Here is a 16,147-nt window from a genome sequence, read left to right as displayed (position 1 = left end):
TGACAATGATGATGGGTGAACAGAAGAGGCGCGGCCGGAAGAACTGGTCGCGCGCCCTGATGGCGCATCGCATGCATCGCCTGCGCGATAGCAGCATGATGCCGCCGCTCGATCGAGGACCTCAGGATGGCCCAAAGAATGCCACGCTCGATTGCGGCTGGGGACGGCTTTTGTTCGCGCCGACCTTCGAGTCGGCGGAAGCGCTCGTTGACAGCCTGCGACAAGAGAAGCCTGAGCAGCGGGATATCGTGATCTATATCCGCGATCCCCATGTGGTGGTGGCAGCCGCCCCGCAGGAGCTGTTCCTGGATCCCTCGCATACCTATCGGCTGGATCTTGCCACTTACCGGCAAGCGGCAAGTCGGCCGCGCGGATTCGTGGTGCGACGGCTGGCTTCGCCGGAAGATGCGGATGCAGTGAACAGCATCTATCTGCAGCGGAAAATGGTGCCCGTGCCGCCGGAATTCTTCCTCGCGCGCGGGCGCAGAGACCGGGCGCTGATTCATCTGGTTGCGGAAGATACCGATACCGGCCGGGTGATCGGGACAGTGACCGGCGTCGATCATGCCCATGTCGGCGGCACGAAATCGGCCGATCGCATTGAAGGTTCCTCGCTCTGGTGCCTGGCTGTGGACCCACAGGCGACCCGGCCTGGCATCGGCGAGGCGCTGGTGCGCCATCTGGCAGCGCATTTTCAGGCACGCGGTGCACCTTGGCTCGATCTCTCTGTGCTCCACAACAATGCGCAGGCGATCGCACTTTATGAGAAGCTTGGCTTCGTGCGCGTGCCGTGCTTTGCGGTCAAACGGAAGAACCCTATCAACGAGGCCCTGTTCGCGCCGCCGCCCCCCGACGAGGCACGGCTCAATCCTTACGCGCGGCTGATCGTGGACGAGGCGCGGCGGCGCGGCATCCTGGTTGAGATCACGGATGCGGAGGCAGGATTCTTCCGCCTTACGCATGGTGCCCGCTCCATTCATTGCCGAGAGAGCCTCAGTGAGCTGACCTCGGCGGTGGCGATGTCGATCTGTGACGACAAGACCGTGACGCGACGCGTGGTGTCGAGGGCAGGCGTGCGCGTGCCGGACCAGATCCTGGCCGGTGATATGGAGGCGCTCGAGAGCTTCCTTGCCAAGTATGAGCAGGTGGTGGTGAAGCCGGCCCGAGGTGAGCAGGGCAAAGGCGTCGCGGTGGGGCTCAGCGATTTCGAAGCGGTTCTGGCGGCCATCGAACGGGCGCGCGCCTTCAGCGATCAGGTCGTGATCGAGGAATTCGTCGAGGGCCAGGATCTGCGGCTGGTCGTGATCGACTACAAGCTGGTGGCGGCAGCGATCCGGCGTCCGGCCCATATCATGGGGGATGGCATGACGAGCGTGCGCGACCTGATCGAACGGCAAAGTCGGCGGCGAGCCGCAGCCACGGGTGGTGAGTCGCGCATTCCCATCGATGATGAGACGGAACGCTGCCTTGCCAAGCTCGACCTGACGCTCGACAGCGTGCCGGAAGCCGGGCGCGAGGTCACCGTGAGGCGAACCGCCAATCTGCACACCGGCGGCACGATCCATGATGTCACCGATCACGTTCATCCTGATCTGGTGGATGCGGCGGTGCGTGCAGCCCGCGCGATCGAGATTCCGGTCACGGGAATTGATTTCGTGGTCAAGAGCCCCTACGAGTCGGACTATGTGTTCATTGAAGCCAATGAGCGGCCAGGCCTTGCCAATCACGAGCCACAACCGACGGCTCAGCGCTTCATCGACCTGTTGTTCCCGCACTCGATGCCGGCTTCTGCCCGGGCGTCCTGGACTGGAGAGATATGCCCCGGATGAGAATTGACGTTGAGTATCTTGCGGAGGTGCTGAAGCATCTGCTCGAGATACCAAGTCCCTCCAGCTATACGGATAACGTTGTCCGCGCGTGCTGCGAGGAGCTCGCATCGCTCGGCGTTCCATTCGAGATCACCCGTCGCGGGGCCATTCGCGCCCTCGTCCGCGGCAAGCATCGCCGGCCTGCCCGCGCACTTGCCGCTCATCTCGACACGCTCGGCGCGCAGGTCCGGGCGCTGAAGGACAATGGCAGGCTCTCGCTCGTCTCGGTGGGCACATGGTCGGCGCGTTTCGCGGAAGGCGCCCGGTGCACCATTTTCAGCGAGCGGGGCACCTATAGGGGAACGATTCTGCCGCTGCTTGCCTCAGGCCACACTTTCGGTGATGCGGTCGACACGCAGCCGACCGGGTGGGACCATGTCGAGCTCCGCGTTGATGCCTATGCCAGCAATGAGAAGGATCTCTCAGCTCTCGGGATCGCGATTGGCGATATCGTGGCGATCGATCCGCAGCCGGAGTTTCTGGACAATGGCTTCATCGTCTCCCGCCATCTCGACGACAAGGCCGGGGTGGCTGCCATGCTCGCCGCGCTCAAGGCCTTGAGGGAGGCACGTAAAGTACCGCCCGTCGATACGTTCTTCGTTTTCACCATTTCCGAGGAGGTGGGAGTTGGGGCTGCGGCGGTGCTCACCGGCGATATTGCCTCGATGGTCACCATCGACAATGGAACCACGGCCCCAGGCCAGAACAGCCGCGAGTTCGGCGCGACGATCGCCATGGCCGATATGAGCGGGCCATTCGACTATCACCTAACGCAGAAGCTGATTCGGCTTTGCCAGGACAACGATATTCGCTTCCAGCGGGATGTGTTTCGGTTCTATCGCTCCGATAGCGCATCCGCCATCGTGGCCGGTCACGACGTGCGCACCGCGCTGGTCACATTCGGCGTCGATTCCAGTCACGGCTATGAGCGCATCCATATGCATGCGCTGCGTTCGGTGGCCGAGCTGATCACGGCCTATGTGCTGAGCCCTGTGGAAATCGAGCGTGACGCCGTCGATGTCGGACCGCTGGAAGGCTTCACGTCACAACCTGAAGAAGCGGCCGAACAGGAGCTCTCGCCAACCAGCGAGACGACGGATGGCGGCATTCGATAGGCCTCTGAGACCCTCGCCTAGATCCGCTTGCAGAGCGCTCTGACGCGTATGCTGGACGAAGAGTTATCCGATCCCGGGCGAATTTAAGCGCCATTCAAACCCTTCGTTAACGCTGGCATTGCTATCCAACAAGGGGATGGAACTGGGTGGCTGACCTACCCGCAAGTCTGGCGAGTGACCATGCGTTCTTCGATAAGACCTCTCACTGTCTATGATTTTTCGCGCCGGACAGCGAGCCATCATCCTCCAGCACCGCCGCAGAGCACGCTCAAGATCCCGCCGACCAAAACAGGTCGCAACCGGGTGGACGATGTGCTGCTCGGATCTGCGCCCGTGCCGAGCTGGCTCCAGCAATTCTCGATGGGTGCCAATGCCCGCTTTACCCGCACGCCCGACTATCTCCTCAGGTCGCGTCAGCCTGCACCCGACGAGACGGGCATGGTGGAGCCGGCCCCGCCACTGGTCTATGGCCAGGGCGACCCTGTTCAAGAGCTGCGCGAGGATGCAGGGGATCTCGCTGTCTCGACCGTGGTGCCCGAAGACAAGTCCTACGAGATAGAGGCAAAGCAACCGGACAAGGCCACCTCCGAGCTCGAGGAGGATCAAGCGGTTGCATCGCCGAGCAAGCCGCTGGCGGCACTCGATGAGCTCATCCATCTCGACTGGAAAGAACCGCCCTTCAAGCCCGCCAATCAGGACGAGGAGGTGAGCGAGCTCAGTCAGCCGCAGCAGGCCGCAAGCCCATCCGAGCTGCGGCCAGCCCCGCATTTCCAGCCGGTACCGCTCAGCTTGAGCGCGTCGTTCTCATGGTCGCCGTTCGGGCTTCTCAATCCGGTGCTGCAGGGGGCGGCCGTGCTGAAGCAATCCGCCGGAGAGGAGCCTCAGAACCAGGCCGTCGCCGAACCGAAACCCGCTGCCGGTGAGCAGACCCAGACCGCGCCAGCCGTGGTGACGGACGTGCCGGCCCTCAGCGCCGCGCCAGCTGCTGTTGCCCCCGCGGTAGCTGCATTATCAGCGCCGCTGCCGGCTTCCGCGAAGCCCTTCGTTCCGCCGGCTCCGGTTCGGCCGACATTTGTGGCGCCGATCACCGAGCGCACACTGCCCGTTACGGCGTCAAAGCCCGAGGCACCGGTTATGGCCATCGCGGCCACGGGGGAGGCAAGCGTCACCATTGCGCGGGATGAGGACGCGTTCGACGAGGACCTCTATGCTTATGAGCTGCCGCCGCTGTCGCTGCTCTCCAAGCCGCCGGTCACAGAGCCCTGCTACGAGCTGTCAGAAGAATATCTCGAAGCGACATCCGAGAAGCTGGAGCGCACGCTGCATGATTTTGGCGTGAAGGGCGAGATCATCGACGCCAATCCCGGACCGGTGGTCACTCTTTACGAGCTGGAGCCGGCGCCGGGCACGAAGCTCAGCCGCGTCATTTCGGTCTCGAGCGACATCGCCCGTTCCATGAGTGCGGTTTCGGCGCGCGTTGCAGTGGTCGAGGGCCGGAACATCATCGGTATCGAGCTGCCCAATCAGCGCCGCGAGACGGTGTGGCTACGCGAGCTGCTGTCGAGCCCGGATTTCGCGGAAGCCAAAGCAAAGCTGGGCCTTTGCCTCGGCAAGACGATCGGCGGTGAACCGGTGATTGCCGATCTTGCGCGCATGCCGCATCTGCTGGTTGCCGGCACGACCGGCTCGGGCAAGTCGGTGGCGATCAACACGATGATCCTGTCGCTGCTGTATCGGCACAAGCCGGAAGATTGCCGGCTGATCATGATCGACCCGAAGATGCTGGAGCTGTCGGTCTATGAGGGCATCCCGCATCTGCTCACGCCGGTGGTCACCGATCCCAAAAAGGCGGTTGTGGCGCTGAAATGGGCCGTGCGCGAGATGGAGGAGCGCTACCGGAAAATGTCGCATCTCGGGGTGCGCAATATCGACGGGTATAATGCGCGGCTGGCGGAAGCGCGGGCGAAAGACGAGACCATCGTTCGGCGGGTGCAGATCGGCTTCGACCGCGAGACCGGTGATGCGGTCTACGAAGAGCAGGAGATGGACCTCACGCCGCTGCCTTATATCGTCGTGATCGTCGACGAGATGGCAGACCTGATGATGGTCGCCGGCAAGGAGATCGAGAGTGCCATTCAGCGGCTTGCGCAAATGGCGCGTGCGGCGGGCATCCACATCATCATGGCGACGCAACGGCCCTCTGTCGATGTGATCACGGGGACGATCAAGGCCAATTTCCCGACACGGATAAGCTTCCAGGTCACCTCGAAGATCGATAGCCGCACCATTCTCGGCGAGATGGGTGCCGAGCAGCTGCTAGGGCAGGGCGACATGCTCTATATGGCAGGCGGTGGCCGCATCATGCGCGTGCATGGACCGTTCGTCTCCGATGCCGAGGTGGAGAAGGTAGTCGATCACCTCAAGCGGCAGGGGCGGCCCGAGTATCTTGATGCGGTCACATCCGATGAAGAGGATCAGGAGGCGGTGCCGCCCCCGTCAGCACCGGTCGACGAGGATGACGAAGCGGTCTTCGACAAGGGTGAGTTCGGCGAGGAGACCGGTGATCTCTATGAGCAGGCTGTCGCGGTGGTCCTGCGGGACCGCAAGGCGTCAACCTCCTACATTCAGCGCCGGCTGAAGATCGGCTATAACCGCGCTGCCTCCATCATGGAGCGGATGGAGACTGAAGGCATTGTGGGCCCCGCCAATCACGCCGGTAAACGCGAGATCTTGAGCGGCGGGAAGGGGTACTGAGCCCGGTCAGGCGCTCGCGTCATCGAGCGCCTGAATATCCTGGGCGCTAAGCTTAAGACTGGCGGATTTGACGAGACTTGCAAGCTGCTCGCGGCTGGTCGCGCTGGCGATCGGGGCGGTGACGCCCTTTCGGGTCATGACCCAGGCCAGAGCCACTTCCGCCGGCTTGGCACCATGGCGGCCGGCGACTTGATCGAGCGCATCGAGGATGCGTTCGCCGCGCGCATCCAGATATTTGCTGACGGCTTCGCGGCGTCTGCTCTGTGAGAGATCAGCCTTAGAGCGATATTTCCCGGTGAGGAAGCCCGAGGCGAGGCCGTAATAAGAGATTACACCGATATCTTCTGCAACCACCAGCTCGCGTAAGGCGCCCTCGAAATCGCGGCGATCATAAAGATTATAGCGCGGCTGCAGCGTTTCATAGCGAGGAAGGCTGTTGTCTCTGGCGACCTTCAGGGCGTCACCAAGCTGGCTCGCATCGAGGTTCGAGGCACCGATGGCGCGAACTTTGCCTTGCTCGAGCAGCTTTGCATAGGCGCCGAGCGTCTCCTCGTAAGGTGTTTCCGGGTCTGGCCAATGGGACTGGTAGAGATCGATCACATCGACCTTGAGCCGTCGCAGTGAATCTTCGACCGCTTGCATGATCCAACGCCGGGAGAGGCCCTTCCGACCCTCGCCCATATCGGATGCCACTTTGGTGAAGATGAGGACCTTCTCGCGTTTGCCGGGGTTTGCTTGGAGCCAATTGCCAATGATGGTCTCGGATTCGCCGCCCTTGTTGCCTTCCGCCCACCGGGAATAGGAATCGGCGGTATCAATGCCGTTGAAACCCGCATCAACGAAGGCATCGAGCACATCGAAACTCGTTTTCTCATCGATCGTCCAGCCGAAGACATTGCCGCCGAGAACGAGGGGCGCAATCTTAAGGCCAGTCCGGCCCAAGGTTCGAAATTCCATAGGGGACTCCAACTGATGCGGGCTTTGAGCCTTGGCTGAATGCAAGGCTCAGTAATAGCCGGAATAGGCACGCTGGTGGGTCGCGTGCTTGAGCTGCCGGATCATGGTCATGTAATCGAAGACCGGCAGTGCCGTGGCCTTGTTCACCGCGGCGGCATAGGCGGGCATCATTGCACCTTCGAGCAGGATCGCGCCCATATCTGGGTCAGCCTCGGCCATCTGGCGAGCGGTTGCGACGATCTCCTGCTCAATCCGCTGGGGATCGAGAGGCTCCCTATGCTCCAGCACCGAGGCGCGGAAATGGGACGCCTGCTCCATCCCCTGCGTCACGAGCCTGCGCCGCTCGTCGATGCCGGTAAGGGATAAGGTGCGGTTGCCGAGCAGCCTTGCATCTGCTGTGATCACGCCGATGGAGCGGTCGCTTGCCAACAGCATGGATATGAAGGGCAGCTGCGACAGGCTGGAGAGCAGGACGGGAATGTTCACGGCCCTGGCAACCGCGTCCTGATAATGGATCAGGAGCCCTGAGGCACCGGTGATGGCCCTAACCCCCTGTGTCTCGAGCTCGCGTGCAGCCGTGACGACGGCCTCTTCGAGGGCGGAATCGCCTCGTGCGATGCCGGCCAAGGCCGTGCCGGTCGCTACGCGATAATAGACGGGGAAGTCGTAGCTGCCGGCGTAAGCCACGTCACCCGGGGCAAAGACCGCTTCCTCATCGAGGGTGATGACGCCAAGCGGATAACCATAGCTGCTTTTTCGCGGGCGCGAGGGATAGACCGGCATCGTGAACAGGCTCCAGGCCGCGAACAGATCAGGAAAGCTGGGCGTTAGAACGTGGCCGCGTCGCCTGCTCGACCTGGTCGATCATGGTGATGAAATCGAAGACCGGCAGTCCGACCGCGTCCTGCACGGCTTTAGCGTATGGCGGTGTCATGGAGCATTCCAAGAGGACCGCGCCCGTATTGGGATGAGCAGCCACAATCTCCTTGGCGAGCGCCACGATCTCTTCCGTGACCAGATCTGAGTCTATGCCGCCACGCTCGTCGAACACAGCAGCCTTGAATTCGGGTCGGTCCTGGAGGCCACGAATGACCAGCGGGTTGGGAATTGCGACACCGGCCCGCTTCAGGAAATCCGGGGTCAGATTCGAGGAATCAGCGGTGATGACAGCGATGGGCTGGTCTGGCGCGAGGGCTGCCGCGATGATCGGCAGTTGAAGCAGGCTCGACATGGCGACCGGGATGCGAACGGCCTCGCGGACCGCCTCCTGGAATTGCAGCATGAAGCCACAATCGCTCGAAATCGCACGGACACCCTGTTTTTCGAGCTCAATAGCAGCCGCTGCGACAGCTGAGGCAAATTCCGGCGCGCCAGAGAGACAGGCGGCCGTGGTCAGGCCCGGCACCATCTTGTAGATAACCGGATAATCGTAAGTGCTGGCATTATCGACATCGCCAGGGATGAAGGGCAGCCAGCAATCAAGCTGAAGAATACCCACGGCATGGCCGCCGCTGCGGGCTCCTGGTCTTAGGTCATAGGTCGCCATTGCAATCCTCCGGGTCGGAGATGTCTCTCACCGATTGCGCGACAGAAATGGTGCGGCACGCTGGTCTCCGCGCGCAGCCACGTGTTTCGAGACTAGCTATTGGATTGAGTCCTGTCCACAAGATCGTCGAAGGTCGAGGACGCAAAATTAAACCTGTGCTGACAGGATCTGGCCTTTACTCATGACTGCCAATATCATCGGGGTTAAGAGGAGTAAGCGGCGTGACCACCTGGCCTGTGGGTGCGAGAACCGGGCGATATCATCCGTTGATGCGCGCGTTGCACTGGACGATTGCATTGCTTGTGCTGATCGTTCTGCCGGTGGGCATCCTGATCAAGTTCGTGGCCGAAGCTGACAAGCCAGTCTTCTACCTCATCCATGAATCGCTCGGCTTCCTCATTCTCTGGATAATGCTGGCGCGGCTTGCGGTTCGCCTTGCCATCGGCGCGCCACCAAGAGAAGAGCCCGTGCCCGCGTTCCGGGCCCTGGCGACCACAGTGCATGTGTCGCTCTATGCGGCGCTGATCCTGCAGCCGATCTTCGGGTTTCTCGCCACCAACGCCTTTGGCTTTCCGCTGCAATGGTTCGGAGTGGTGACGGTGCCGAGCCCGATCGGGGACTCGCCAGAGCTCGCGCCGTATCTCATGGGTGTGCATGTGGCGCTGGGCTATGCCATCCTCGTGCTGTTCTGTCTGCATATGGCCGGCGTGATCTATCACACATTTGTCCGGCGGGATGGCTTGCTTCGGCGGATGATTTAGCCGGAAAATGCCTTCACGAAGCGCTCGCGAAAGGCGGCCATCGGCCAAACCGGCGCCTCTGGTCCGGGGCGCATGGAGTGCGTCCAATGCCAATCATCGAGGGCGGTCAACACGTCCGGGTCGGCCGCAAGGATATGGATGGGAACCTCGCGGGCAGCGCTGCCGGCGATCCATGGCGCAGGCGGATGATCGCCAACGAGGATCAGCACGAGATCCTTGCTGCCATAATGCCGGACATAATCGGCAATCGCTGTCAGAGAGTATTCGATGGCGCGCCGATACTGGAGGCGGACGCGATCATGATCGCGCCAAAGGCTCTCGGCGGGCTCGCCGGCCTTCGCCATGGCGTTGAAGACCGTGCCATCGCCCAGGGCATCCCAGCTCACCAGCTGGGGTAGAGGGGTCCAGGGGGCGTGGCTCGAAATCAGCGTGATCTGCGCCATCACCGGCCCGAGCTGCTGGCTCCGCACCCGTTTCTCGAAGGCCGAGAGCGTGAATTGGTCCGGCATGGTGACCCAGCTGAAGGGTTGACCGCGATAGCCGAGATCGGCGGCGGTGAGAACGGTATCGAAGCCGAAGGACCGCGCTTCCGGCCATGGTTGGGTGATTGCCGGTGCGATCGCGGCCGTGTGCCAGCCTGCGGAGGAGAAGTCCCTGACGAGGTTGGGACCGCCTTGGCGCACGAAGGCATCGTAACGGCCTTGATTGTCGATCCTCAAGCCGGACATCAAAGCCGATTGGGCAAGCCAGCTCTGGCCGCCGATGGTGGTCGAGGTGAGGAAGGCGCTGCGCACCCCATAGCCTTTTTGCGCAATCGCGCGTTGGGCCTCATCAAGGGTGTGGCTGATCGCCGGCTTGAAAGAGGCATCGCTGAGCGTGCTCGCGCCATAGGATTCGATGAAGATGAAGATCACATCCTTGCCGGCCAGGCCTTGCAGGCGGCGTGAGGGCAGGAGATGCCCAAGCGGCTGCTCGGCAGCTTCCGCTGCGAAGGATTCCAGATCGGTCGCGCTTTGATAGGCCCGGGCGAGATGTGCCGTGAGCGCGGATGAGGACTTGGCGAGCACAGGGTCGGGCTGATTTGCGATCGCAATACCGCCGCCTGCCAGCAGCAGAACTGCGGCGACCGGCCGAAAGCGACCAAGGCGCAGGGTGGCCGCGCCGATTTCGCCCATGGCGCGGTCGATTGCGAAAATGATGATGATGAGGGCGAAGGCGAGCCCGATACAGAGAGCCAGGCCGATGGCCAATCCCAAGCTATCGGCCACAAAGTTACTGCCTTTGCCGATGAGGTGCAGATCAAGCACGAGATCGAATGGCCGTCCAAAGGCGGCATTCATCACCATATCCGCGAGGCGCAGAACAAGCAGAACAGCCAGGAATGCCGTTAAGGCCCGGCGAATGAGCATGGGCCAGAGCCCGGTTGAGCCGGGCCTTGCCGCGAGAGCAATGGCGCCGATCACGATGGCGAGCTCGATTTGCGGGCTGAGGAATGCGTTCCACTCCACCGCATCCAGCCGGTCTGGCCAGACCAGGATGCATTGGACCACGATGCACGCAACTGCAAGACGGGCTATGGCGACGAGGCGGCTCATGAACTTGGGACCGACAGGGGCTGGTGCCGGGTCAGCCACAGAATGTCCATGGCGAATGAGCTTGCGAGAAGACCGAGCGTTATTGCGCCGATCGCATGGCTGAGCGGCGTGGACACGACGAGCATGATCATAAGTCCGGTGGTCTGCACAGCACAGATCAGCTTACGCCGGCGCGAAGGCGGCAATGGGGCAGCAAGAACGGGCCAGCGCCAGCCCGCAAGCTGGAACGCATATCGCATGAGGCCGGCCGCGATGATCCAAAACCCGGCTTGTCCGAGACTCCATGCAAGAACCGAGAGGATGAGGATCAGCAAGGCATCGGTTTCCATATCGAACCGAGCGCCGAAGCTCGAAACCATGCCAGAGCGGCGAGCGATCCATCCATCCACGGCGTCCGTTGCCACAGCTACGCCGGCCATGACCAGCACGAGCGCGATGAAGCTTGTATTGGCGGAGGTGCCATAGAGCGATTCGCAGGTGAGGCCGGCGATCAGGCTTGCCAAGACGGCCCTCATGAGGGTGACCGCATTGGCTGGCCCGAATGTGGCCATTCCGTTGCGGCGCAAGGCAAGCAGCACCAGGACCACGATCGCTGCAAAGACGACCAAGGCGACGCCGGCGCTGGCTGGACGGGCAAAGCCCAGCTGCCCGAGAGCGCCAACGCTCACGGCCACGACCGAGCCTGCAGCATACAAGCAAAGACCAGCCGAGAAAGGGTTTGAACGGGCAACGATCATGACCGCTGCCCTTCGCATTCAGACCGACGCAGGGCGCCGCATTTCCGGCGTCTGTTTGCACTTGGGGCTGGCGATCGGTACTTACGCCGCTGCATAGGGATACTCACACGCCGAGATCAGGCGTGGAGCCAGATTAACCTGCCCCGGGGGCGTTTCAAGCACCTTCAAGCAAATGTCATCTTGCCGTGCCTGTGCCCTCTTTTCCGGGGCCCCTGGCTAGCGTGCCGAAAGCGGAACATCGTCTGAAGCCCTGCGTTGCTTGGCCTGGAGCAGCTAAAGGAGACAATCATGACGAACCAGGACGAAGCCGTACGGGATGTGTTTTTGGCGGGGCTTCGCAATGCTCACGCGGTGGAGAATGAGGCGGTTTCCCTGATCAGCCGGCAGGTCGAGCGTCTTGAGAACTATCCTGAAGCCGCCCAGCGGCTGCAGCAACATCTCACGGAGACCGAGGGCCAGATCAGCCGCCTCGAGGCCATTCTCGACAGCGTCGGCGATAGCCCATCAACCTTCAAGGATACGGCTGCCAAGGTCATGGCGAATATGGCCGCCATGGGCCACAGCATGGCTGGCGACGAGATCCTCAAGAACACGTTCGCCAACTACGCGTTCGAGAATTACGAGATCGCGAGCTACAAATCCCTGATCACCATCGCCGAAGCGGGTGGTTTCAGCAGCGCAGTGCCTGCTTTGAAGCAGTCGCTCGATGAGGAAATGGCCATGGCGGACTGGCTGGACAAGCATATTGCCGGCACCACCACGCGCTTCCTCACACTCAAGCAGGCGGGCGAGCAGGCAAATCGCTAGGCTCGCGATAGCGGCCCAAGGGGGTTGAATATCGGAACGGAGATCAAGGAGCCGGCGGCTGTCGGCTCCGCTGCATGCGCATATCCGCCACAGATGCCTGGCGATGGTCCAGCCGTCTTCGGCTCTTCCGCCGCGATCCCTTACGTGGTATTCGCCGGAGACTATCATGGAAGGGTAGACCTGGAAGAGTGGGCGGCCTTGCCGGCCCGCTCCCGGCTGAGCGAAAGACGGGACCGATGGGCGCGAACAGCAATCTCTACGCCTTGCTCGAGCAGAGGTTCATCGAGGCCGGTGATCAACCGGCTTTTTCGCTTCCGGGCCGGGCGGGGCTCTCCTATGCCGGTCTGCTCGAGCGCGTCGGGCGGTTCGCCAACGCCCTGCGCGAGCTCGGAGTTCGGCCGGATGACCGGGTGACGGTCCAGGTCGAGAAATCGCTCAACAATGTGGCGCTCTATCTGGCAGTCATGAAGGTGGGTGCGGTCTATCAGCCGCTCAACACCGCCTATACGACTGCTGAAGTGGACTATTTCGTCGGCGACGCGGAGCCCCGGCTCATCGTGACCGATCCTGTTCGGCGGGCAGCGATGGATGATCTGGCCGACAAGCATGGCGTGCCTGCCGTCGAGACGCTGGATGCTCAGGGCGAAGGCTCGCTGGCGGAGCTGGCCGCGAGCATGGCGGTGGCTGCAGAGACCGCCCATCGTGGCCCGGACGACCTTGCAGGTCTGCTCTATACATCCGGCACGACGGGGCGCTCCAAGGGCGCCATGCTGACGCATCGCAACCTGTCCTCGAACGCGCTCACCTTGAAAGATCTCTGGGCATTCGCGCCGGGTGATGTGCTGTTGCATGCGCTGCCGATCTTCCATGTGCATGGACTTTACGTGGCGCTGAATACGGCCTTCCTGAACAGGTCGGAGATCATCTGGCTGGATAAGTTCGACGCCGATCAGGTGATCGCTCAGCTGCCACGCGCCACTCTCATGATGGGTGTGCCGACCTTTTACACCCGGCTTCTCGGGCATGCCGGGTTCAGCCAGGACGTGTGCGGCAACATGCGGCTCTTCATCTCCGGCTCGGCGCCGCTCTTGGCTGATACCCATCGCCAGTTCGAGGCGGTGACCGGTCACAAGATCCTCGAGCGCTATGGCATGACCGAATGCGGCATGATCACCTCGAACCCCTATGACGGGGAGCGGGTGCCCGGAACCGTGGGCTTTCCCTTGCCGGAAGTTTCGGTGCGCATCGTCGATGGTGAAGGCCGGCCGGTTGCACCTGGCGAGGTGGGCATGCTTGAGACCAACGGACCCAACCGGTTCAAAGGATATTGGCGCATGCCAGAGAAGACGGCCGAGGAAATCAGGCCGGACGGCTTTTTCATCACCGGCGATCTCGCCAGCATGGACGAGGAAGGCCGCGTGACAATCGTTGGCCGGGGCAAGGATCTCATCATCAGCGGCGGCTTCAATGTCTATCCGAAGGAAGTGGAATCCGAGCTGGACCAGCTGCCAGGTGTCCGCGAATCCGCGGTCATAGGCGTTCCGCATCCGGATTTTGGCGAGGCGGTGGTCGCCGTCGTCACCAGCCTGCCCAATGTGGTGATCGCCGAACCGGAGGTGATCGAACGGCTTGCCCAGCGGCTTGCCAAATTCAAGGTGCCGAAGCGGGTCATTCAGATCGGCGAGCTACCGCGCAATACCATGGGCAAGGTGCAGAAGGCCGAGCTGCGCAAGCAATATGGAGACCTGTTCAGCACGGTCGCCTGAGCGCCGCCGCCGGCCCGGAAGCTGGGCGCCGCTCGCGTTAGCCATCACCCGGATCTTCAAGCAGAAGCCCGTCGCGAATCGGAACGAAATCATCCCACCGGGATTTTTCGAGGGTCACATCTCGAACCCACCAGATCTCGCAAGGGGATGACACATGGCTGAAAAGAACCTGGAGAGCCTGTTCCACGATACACTTAAGGACATCTATTATGCCGAGCGGAAGATCGTGAAAGCTCTTCCGAAAATGGCAAGAGGTGCCAAGCTGCCGGAACTGAAAGCGGCCCTGGAAAAGCACCGCGAAGAGACCGAAGGGCAGATCGAGCGCCTGCAGCAGGTCTTCGAAATCTTCGGTAAGCGTGCCCAAGGCAAGACATGCCCGGCGATCGAAGGCATCATCGAAGAAGGCGAAGAAATCCTGGACGAGTTCAAGGGTGCTCCCGCGCTGGATGCCGGGCTCGTTTCGGCGGCTCAGGCGGTCGAGCATTACGAGATCGCCCGCTACGGCACGCTAAAGCGCTGGGCGGAAATGCTGGGCATGAAAGACGCAGCCAAGCTGCTCGATCAAACGCTCTCGGAAGAATATAAAACCGACGAGCTTCTCACCAAGCTGGCTGATCAAGCTGCCAACCAGAAGGCACAGGCCGCCTGATCCGACGTCTGCCCCGGATGGCCGAACTCATCGGTCGTCCGGGACGCAGCGTATGCCGCTTGCGTTCTCGAAGTCTTTGCTTGGATAGCATCGCCTCGGCGCGAGTGGGTAATCAGTTCGAATGATCCACGCGCGATTCCAATCCGGGATATCGATCATGGACACGGTCTCACCAGCCGCAAATCCTCATCAGTCCGAGGGGCATCGGGGAAAGTCGATGATCCTCTACACCACGCTTGGTGTGCGGGATGTGAAGCGCTCGATCCCCTTCTATGACGCGGTGCTCGGCGTGCTTGGGCACCGCCGCCGGCTCACCGAGGATGATTGGGCAGCCTGGGGCCCGGAATATGACGCGGGCGTGAGCTTCTGCATCTGTCCCCCGTTCGACGGCAATCCGCCCAGTGTCGGTAACGGCACCATGATCGCCCTGCGCGGCCAATCGGACAAAGAGGTCAAGGCCTTTCACGAAGCAGCCCTCCAGCATGGCGGGACCTGCGAAGGACCGCCTGGAACGCGCGAGGCTTACGGACCGCATTTCTATGTCTGCTATGTCCGGGATCTCGACGGGAACAAGCTGGCCTGCGCCTTTCCCGATTACGGCAAATAGGGTTCAGATCATTCTAGGGCAGCACTCCGGTCCGGTGCTGAGGGTTCCATGCCTCTGAAGGCAAAATCCTTGGGCGATCAAACGCCGGACATCGCTTCAGCCGTGGAAGAGCTGGCCGACGCCATCTGCCAACGCAAGGTCATTCTGTTCGTCGGCGCCGGGGTCTCGATGAATGTGGGACTGCCGTCCTGGAGCACGCTTATCGAGCACATGGTCGAGGATCTCGGCCTCGACAAGCATTGCGCCGAGGTCAAGGACTGCAGCTATCAGATGCTTGCTGAATATTATCGGCTGAAGGAGGGAAGCATCGGCCCATTGCGGAGCTGGATGGATCGGAACTGGAAGGTTTCCGATGAGAAGGTCAAGCAATCGCGGCTGCATAAGCTGATCGTCGAGCTCGATTTTCCGATCATCTACACCACGAATTACGACAGAAATCTCGAAGTGGCCTTCACTCTCTATGAGAAGCCATTCGTGAAGATCGCCACTGCGAAGGACGTGGCGAAAGCGGCGCCGGGCGTGACACAGATCATCAAGTACCACGGTGATTTCGACGAAGATGCTTCGCTGGTTCTTGCGGAAACGGATTATTTCAATCGGCTCTCGTTCGAAACGCCACTCGACCTGAAGTTTCGGTCCGACTCCCTCGGCAATACAATTCTGTTCATCGGCTATAGCATGTCCGACATGAATATCCGGCTGCTGTTGCACCGGCTTTGGGAGATGTGGAGCCGGTCCGGCTACGAAAAGGACCGGCCGCGATCCTATGTGTTCATGCCGAATCCCAATCAGGTTCAGGAAGCCATTCTGGCCCGGTGGGGGATTTCGATGGTCAGCGAGGACGCGGAATCGGCTGAGGATGGGCTCTATAATTTCCTCTGTCGGATCAGGGACCGAGTCAAACGTTTGAGCGCTAACAGATCCGATTGACGCGAATGTCGGAACGGGCGCCGGGCGGCGACGTTAAGAGCGGCACACAGGGCTG

The 16,147-nt window shown here is 61.6% G+C and carries 14 protein-coding genes; 9 read left to right on the top strand and 5 right to left on the bottom strand.

Annotated features, from left to right (window positions below; all coding sequences use genetic code 11):
• The first annotated feature begins 8 nt into the window (after positions 1-8).
• The 3 genes from ngg (at position 9) to RCF49_RS11820 (ending at position 5,737) form a co-directional block, all read left to right on the top strand.
• The gene (ngg, locus tag RCF49_RS11830; RefSeq protein ID WP_432807398.1) at positions 9-1,829 is read left to right on the top strand and encodes an N-acetylglutaminylglutamine synthetase; all 1,821 of its coding nucleotides are present in this window, start codon (positions 9-11) and stop codon (positions 1,827-1,829) included.
• Positions 1,817-2,983 (top strand): osmoprotectant NAGGN system M42 family peptidase, encoded by a 1,167-nt coding sequence (locus RCF49_RS11825; RefSeq protein WP_342640084.1) that lies wholly within the window; start codon positions 1,817-1,819, stop codon positions 2,981-2,983. Before ngg ends, RCF49_RS11825 begins: the two co-directional genes overlap by 13 nt.
• 180 nt (positions 2,984-3,163) lie before the next feature.
• Positions 3,164-5,737, top strand: coding sequence for a DNA translocase FtsK (locus tag RCF49_RS11820; protein ID WP_342640083.1), 2,574 nt, complete (start codon positions 3,164-3,166; stop codon positions 5,735-5,737).
• A 6-nt stretch (positions 5,738-5,743) separates the two neighbouring features.
• On the opposite strand, the gene RCF49_RS11815 is transcribed toward RCF49_RS11820, so the two are convergent.
• From RCF49_RS11815 to RCF49_RS11805, 3 genes are read right to left on the bottom strand one after another with little or no spacing between them, the layout of a single operon-like run.
• On the bottom strand, positions 5,744-6,694 hold the full coding sequence (locus RCF49_RS11815; protein WP_342640082.1) for an aldo/keto reductase: 951 nt from the start codon (positions 6,692-6,694) through the stop codon (positions 5,744-5,746).
• Between the two features lie 48 nt (positions 6,695-6,742).
• Positions 6,743-7,477, bottom strand: coding sequence for an aspartate/glutamate racemase family protein (locus RCF49_RS11810; RefSeq protein WP_342640081.1), 735 nt, complete (start codon positions 7,475-7,477; stop codon positions 6,743-6,745).
• 28 nt (positions 7,478-7,505) lie between these two features.
• Positions 7,506-8,240: an aspartate/glutamate racemase family protein gene (locus tag RCF49_RS11805; RefSeq protein ID WP_342640080.1), complete on the bottom strand. Its 735-nt coding sequence runs from the start codon at positions 8,238-8,240 to the stop codon at positions 7,506-7,508.
• Between the two features lie 221 nt (positions 8,241-8,461).
• Here RCF49_RS11805 and RCF49_RS11800 point away from each other — a divergent pair, with 221 nt between their 5' ends.
• The gene (locus RCF49_RS11800; RefSeq protein WP_342640079.1) at positions 8,462-9,001 is read left to right on the top strand and encodes a cytochrome b; all 540 of its coding nucleotides are present in this window, start codon (positions 8,462-8,464) and stop codon (positions 8,999-9,001) included.
• Here the strand turns inward: RCF49_RS11800 and RCF49_RS11795 are convergent.
• Both RCF49_RS11795 and RCF49_RS11790 read right to left on the bottom strand, forming a co-directional pair.
• Complete coding sequence (locus RCF49_RS11795) at positions 8,998-10,596, bottom strand: sulfatase (RefSeq protein ID WP_342640078.1); 1,599 nt, start codon at positions 10,594-10,596, stop codon at positions 8,998-9,000. The two genes, RCF49_RS11800 and RCF49_RS11795, sit on opposite strands and share 4 nt — an antisense overlap.
• Positions 10,593-11,270, bottom strand: a complete 678-nt coding sequence (locus RCF49_RS11790) for a CDP-alcohol phosphatidyltransferase family protein (protein WP_342640077.1) — start codon at positions 11,268-11,270, stop codon at positions 10,593-10,595. The genes RCF49_RS11795 and RCF49_RS11790 overlap by 4 nt, the downstream gene beginning before the upstream one ends.
• Before the next feature lie 351 nt (positions 11,271-11,621).
• Here RCF49_RS11790 and RCF49_RS11785 point away from each other — a divergent pair, with 351 nt between their 5' ends.
• The 5 genes from RCF49_RS11785 to RCF49_RS11765 all read left to right on the top strand — a co-directional run bounded on the left by RCF49_RS11785 (position 11,622) and on the right by RCF49_RS11765 (position 16,092).
• Positions 11,622-12,140: a ferritin-like domain-containing protein gene (locus RCF49_RS11785; protein WP_342640076.1), complete on the top strand. Its 519-nt coding sequence runs from the start codon at positions 11,622-11,624 to the stop codon at positions 12,138-12,140.
• A 236-nt stretch (positions 12,141-12,376) separates the two neighbouring features.
• Positions 12,377-13,906 carry a malonate--CoA ligase gene (locus RCF49_RS11780; protein WP_342640075.1) on the top strand — a complete coding sequence of 510 codons (1,530 nt, stop codon included), beginning with the start codon at positions 12,377-12,379 and terminating at the stop codon, positions 13,904-13,906.
• Between the two features lie 154 nt (positions 13,907-14,060).
• On the top strand, positions 14,061-14,555 hold the full coding sequence (locus RCF49_RS11775; RefSeq protein WP_342640074.1) for a ferritin-like domain-containing protein: 495 nt from the start codon (positions 14,061-14,063) through the stop codon (positions 14,553-14,555).
• Between the two features lie 157 nt (positions 14,556-14,712).
• Positions 14,713-15,162: a VOC family protein gene (locus tag RCF49_RS11770; protein WP_342640073.1), complete on the top strand. Its 450-nt coding sequence runs from the start codon at positions 14,713-14,715 to the stop codon at positions 15,160-15,162.
• Positions 15,163-15,210: 48 nt separating this feature from the next.
• Positions 15,211-16,092 carry an SIR2 family NAD-dependent protein deacylase gene (locus RCF49_RS11765; protein WP_342640072.1) on the top strand — a complete coding sequence of 294 codons (882 nt, stop codon included), beginning with the start codon at positions 15,211-15,213 and terminating at the stop codon, positions 16,090-16,092.
• Positions 16,093-16,147: the final 55 nt, after the last annotated feature.

Origin of the sequence: Rhodoligotrophos sp. CJ14, from assembly GCF_038811545.1 — a bacterium.
Classification (GTDB): Bacteria; Pseudomonadota; Alphaproteobacteria; order Rhizobiales; family Im1; genus Rhodoligotrophos; species Rhodoligotrophos ferricapiens.
This window is presented reverse-complemented; position numbering and strand designations above follow the sequence as displayed.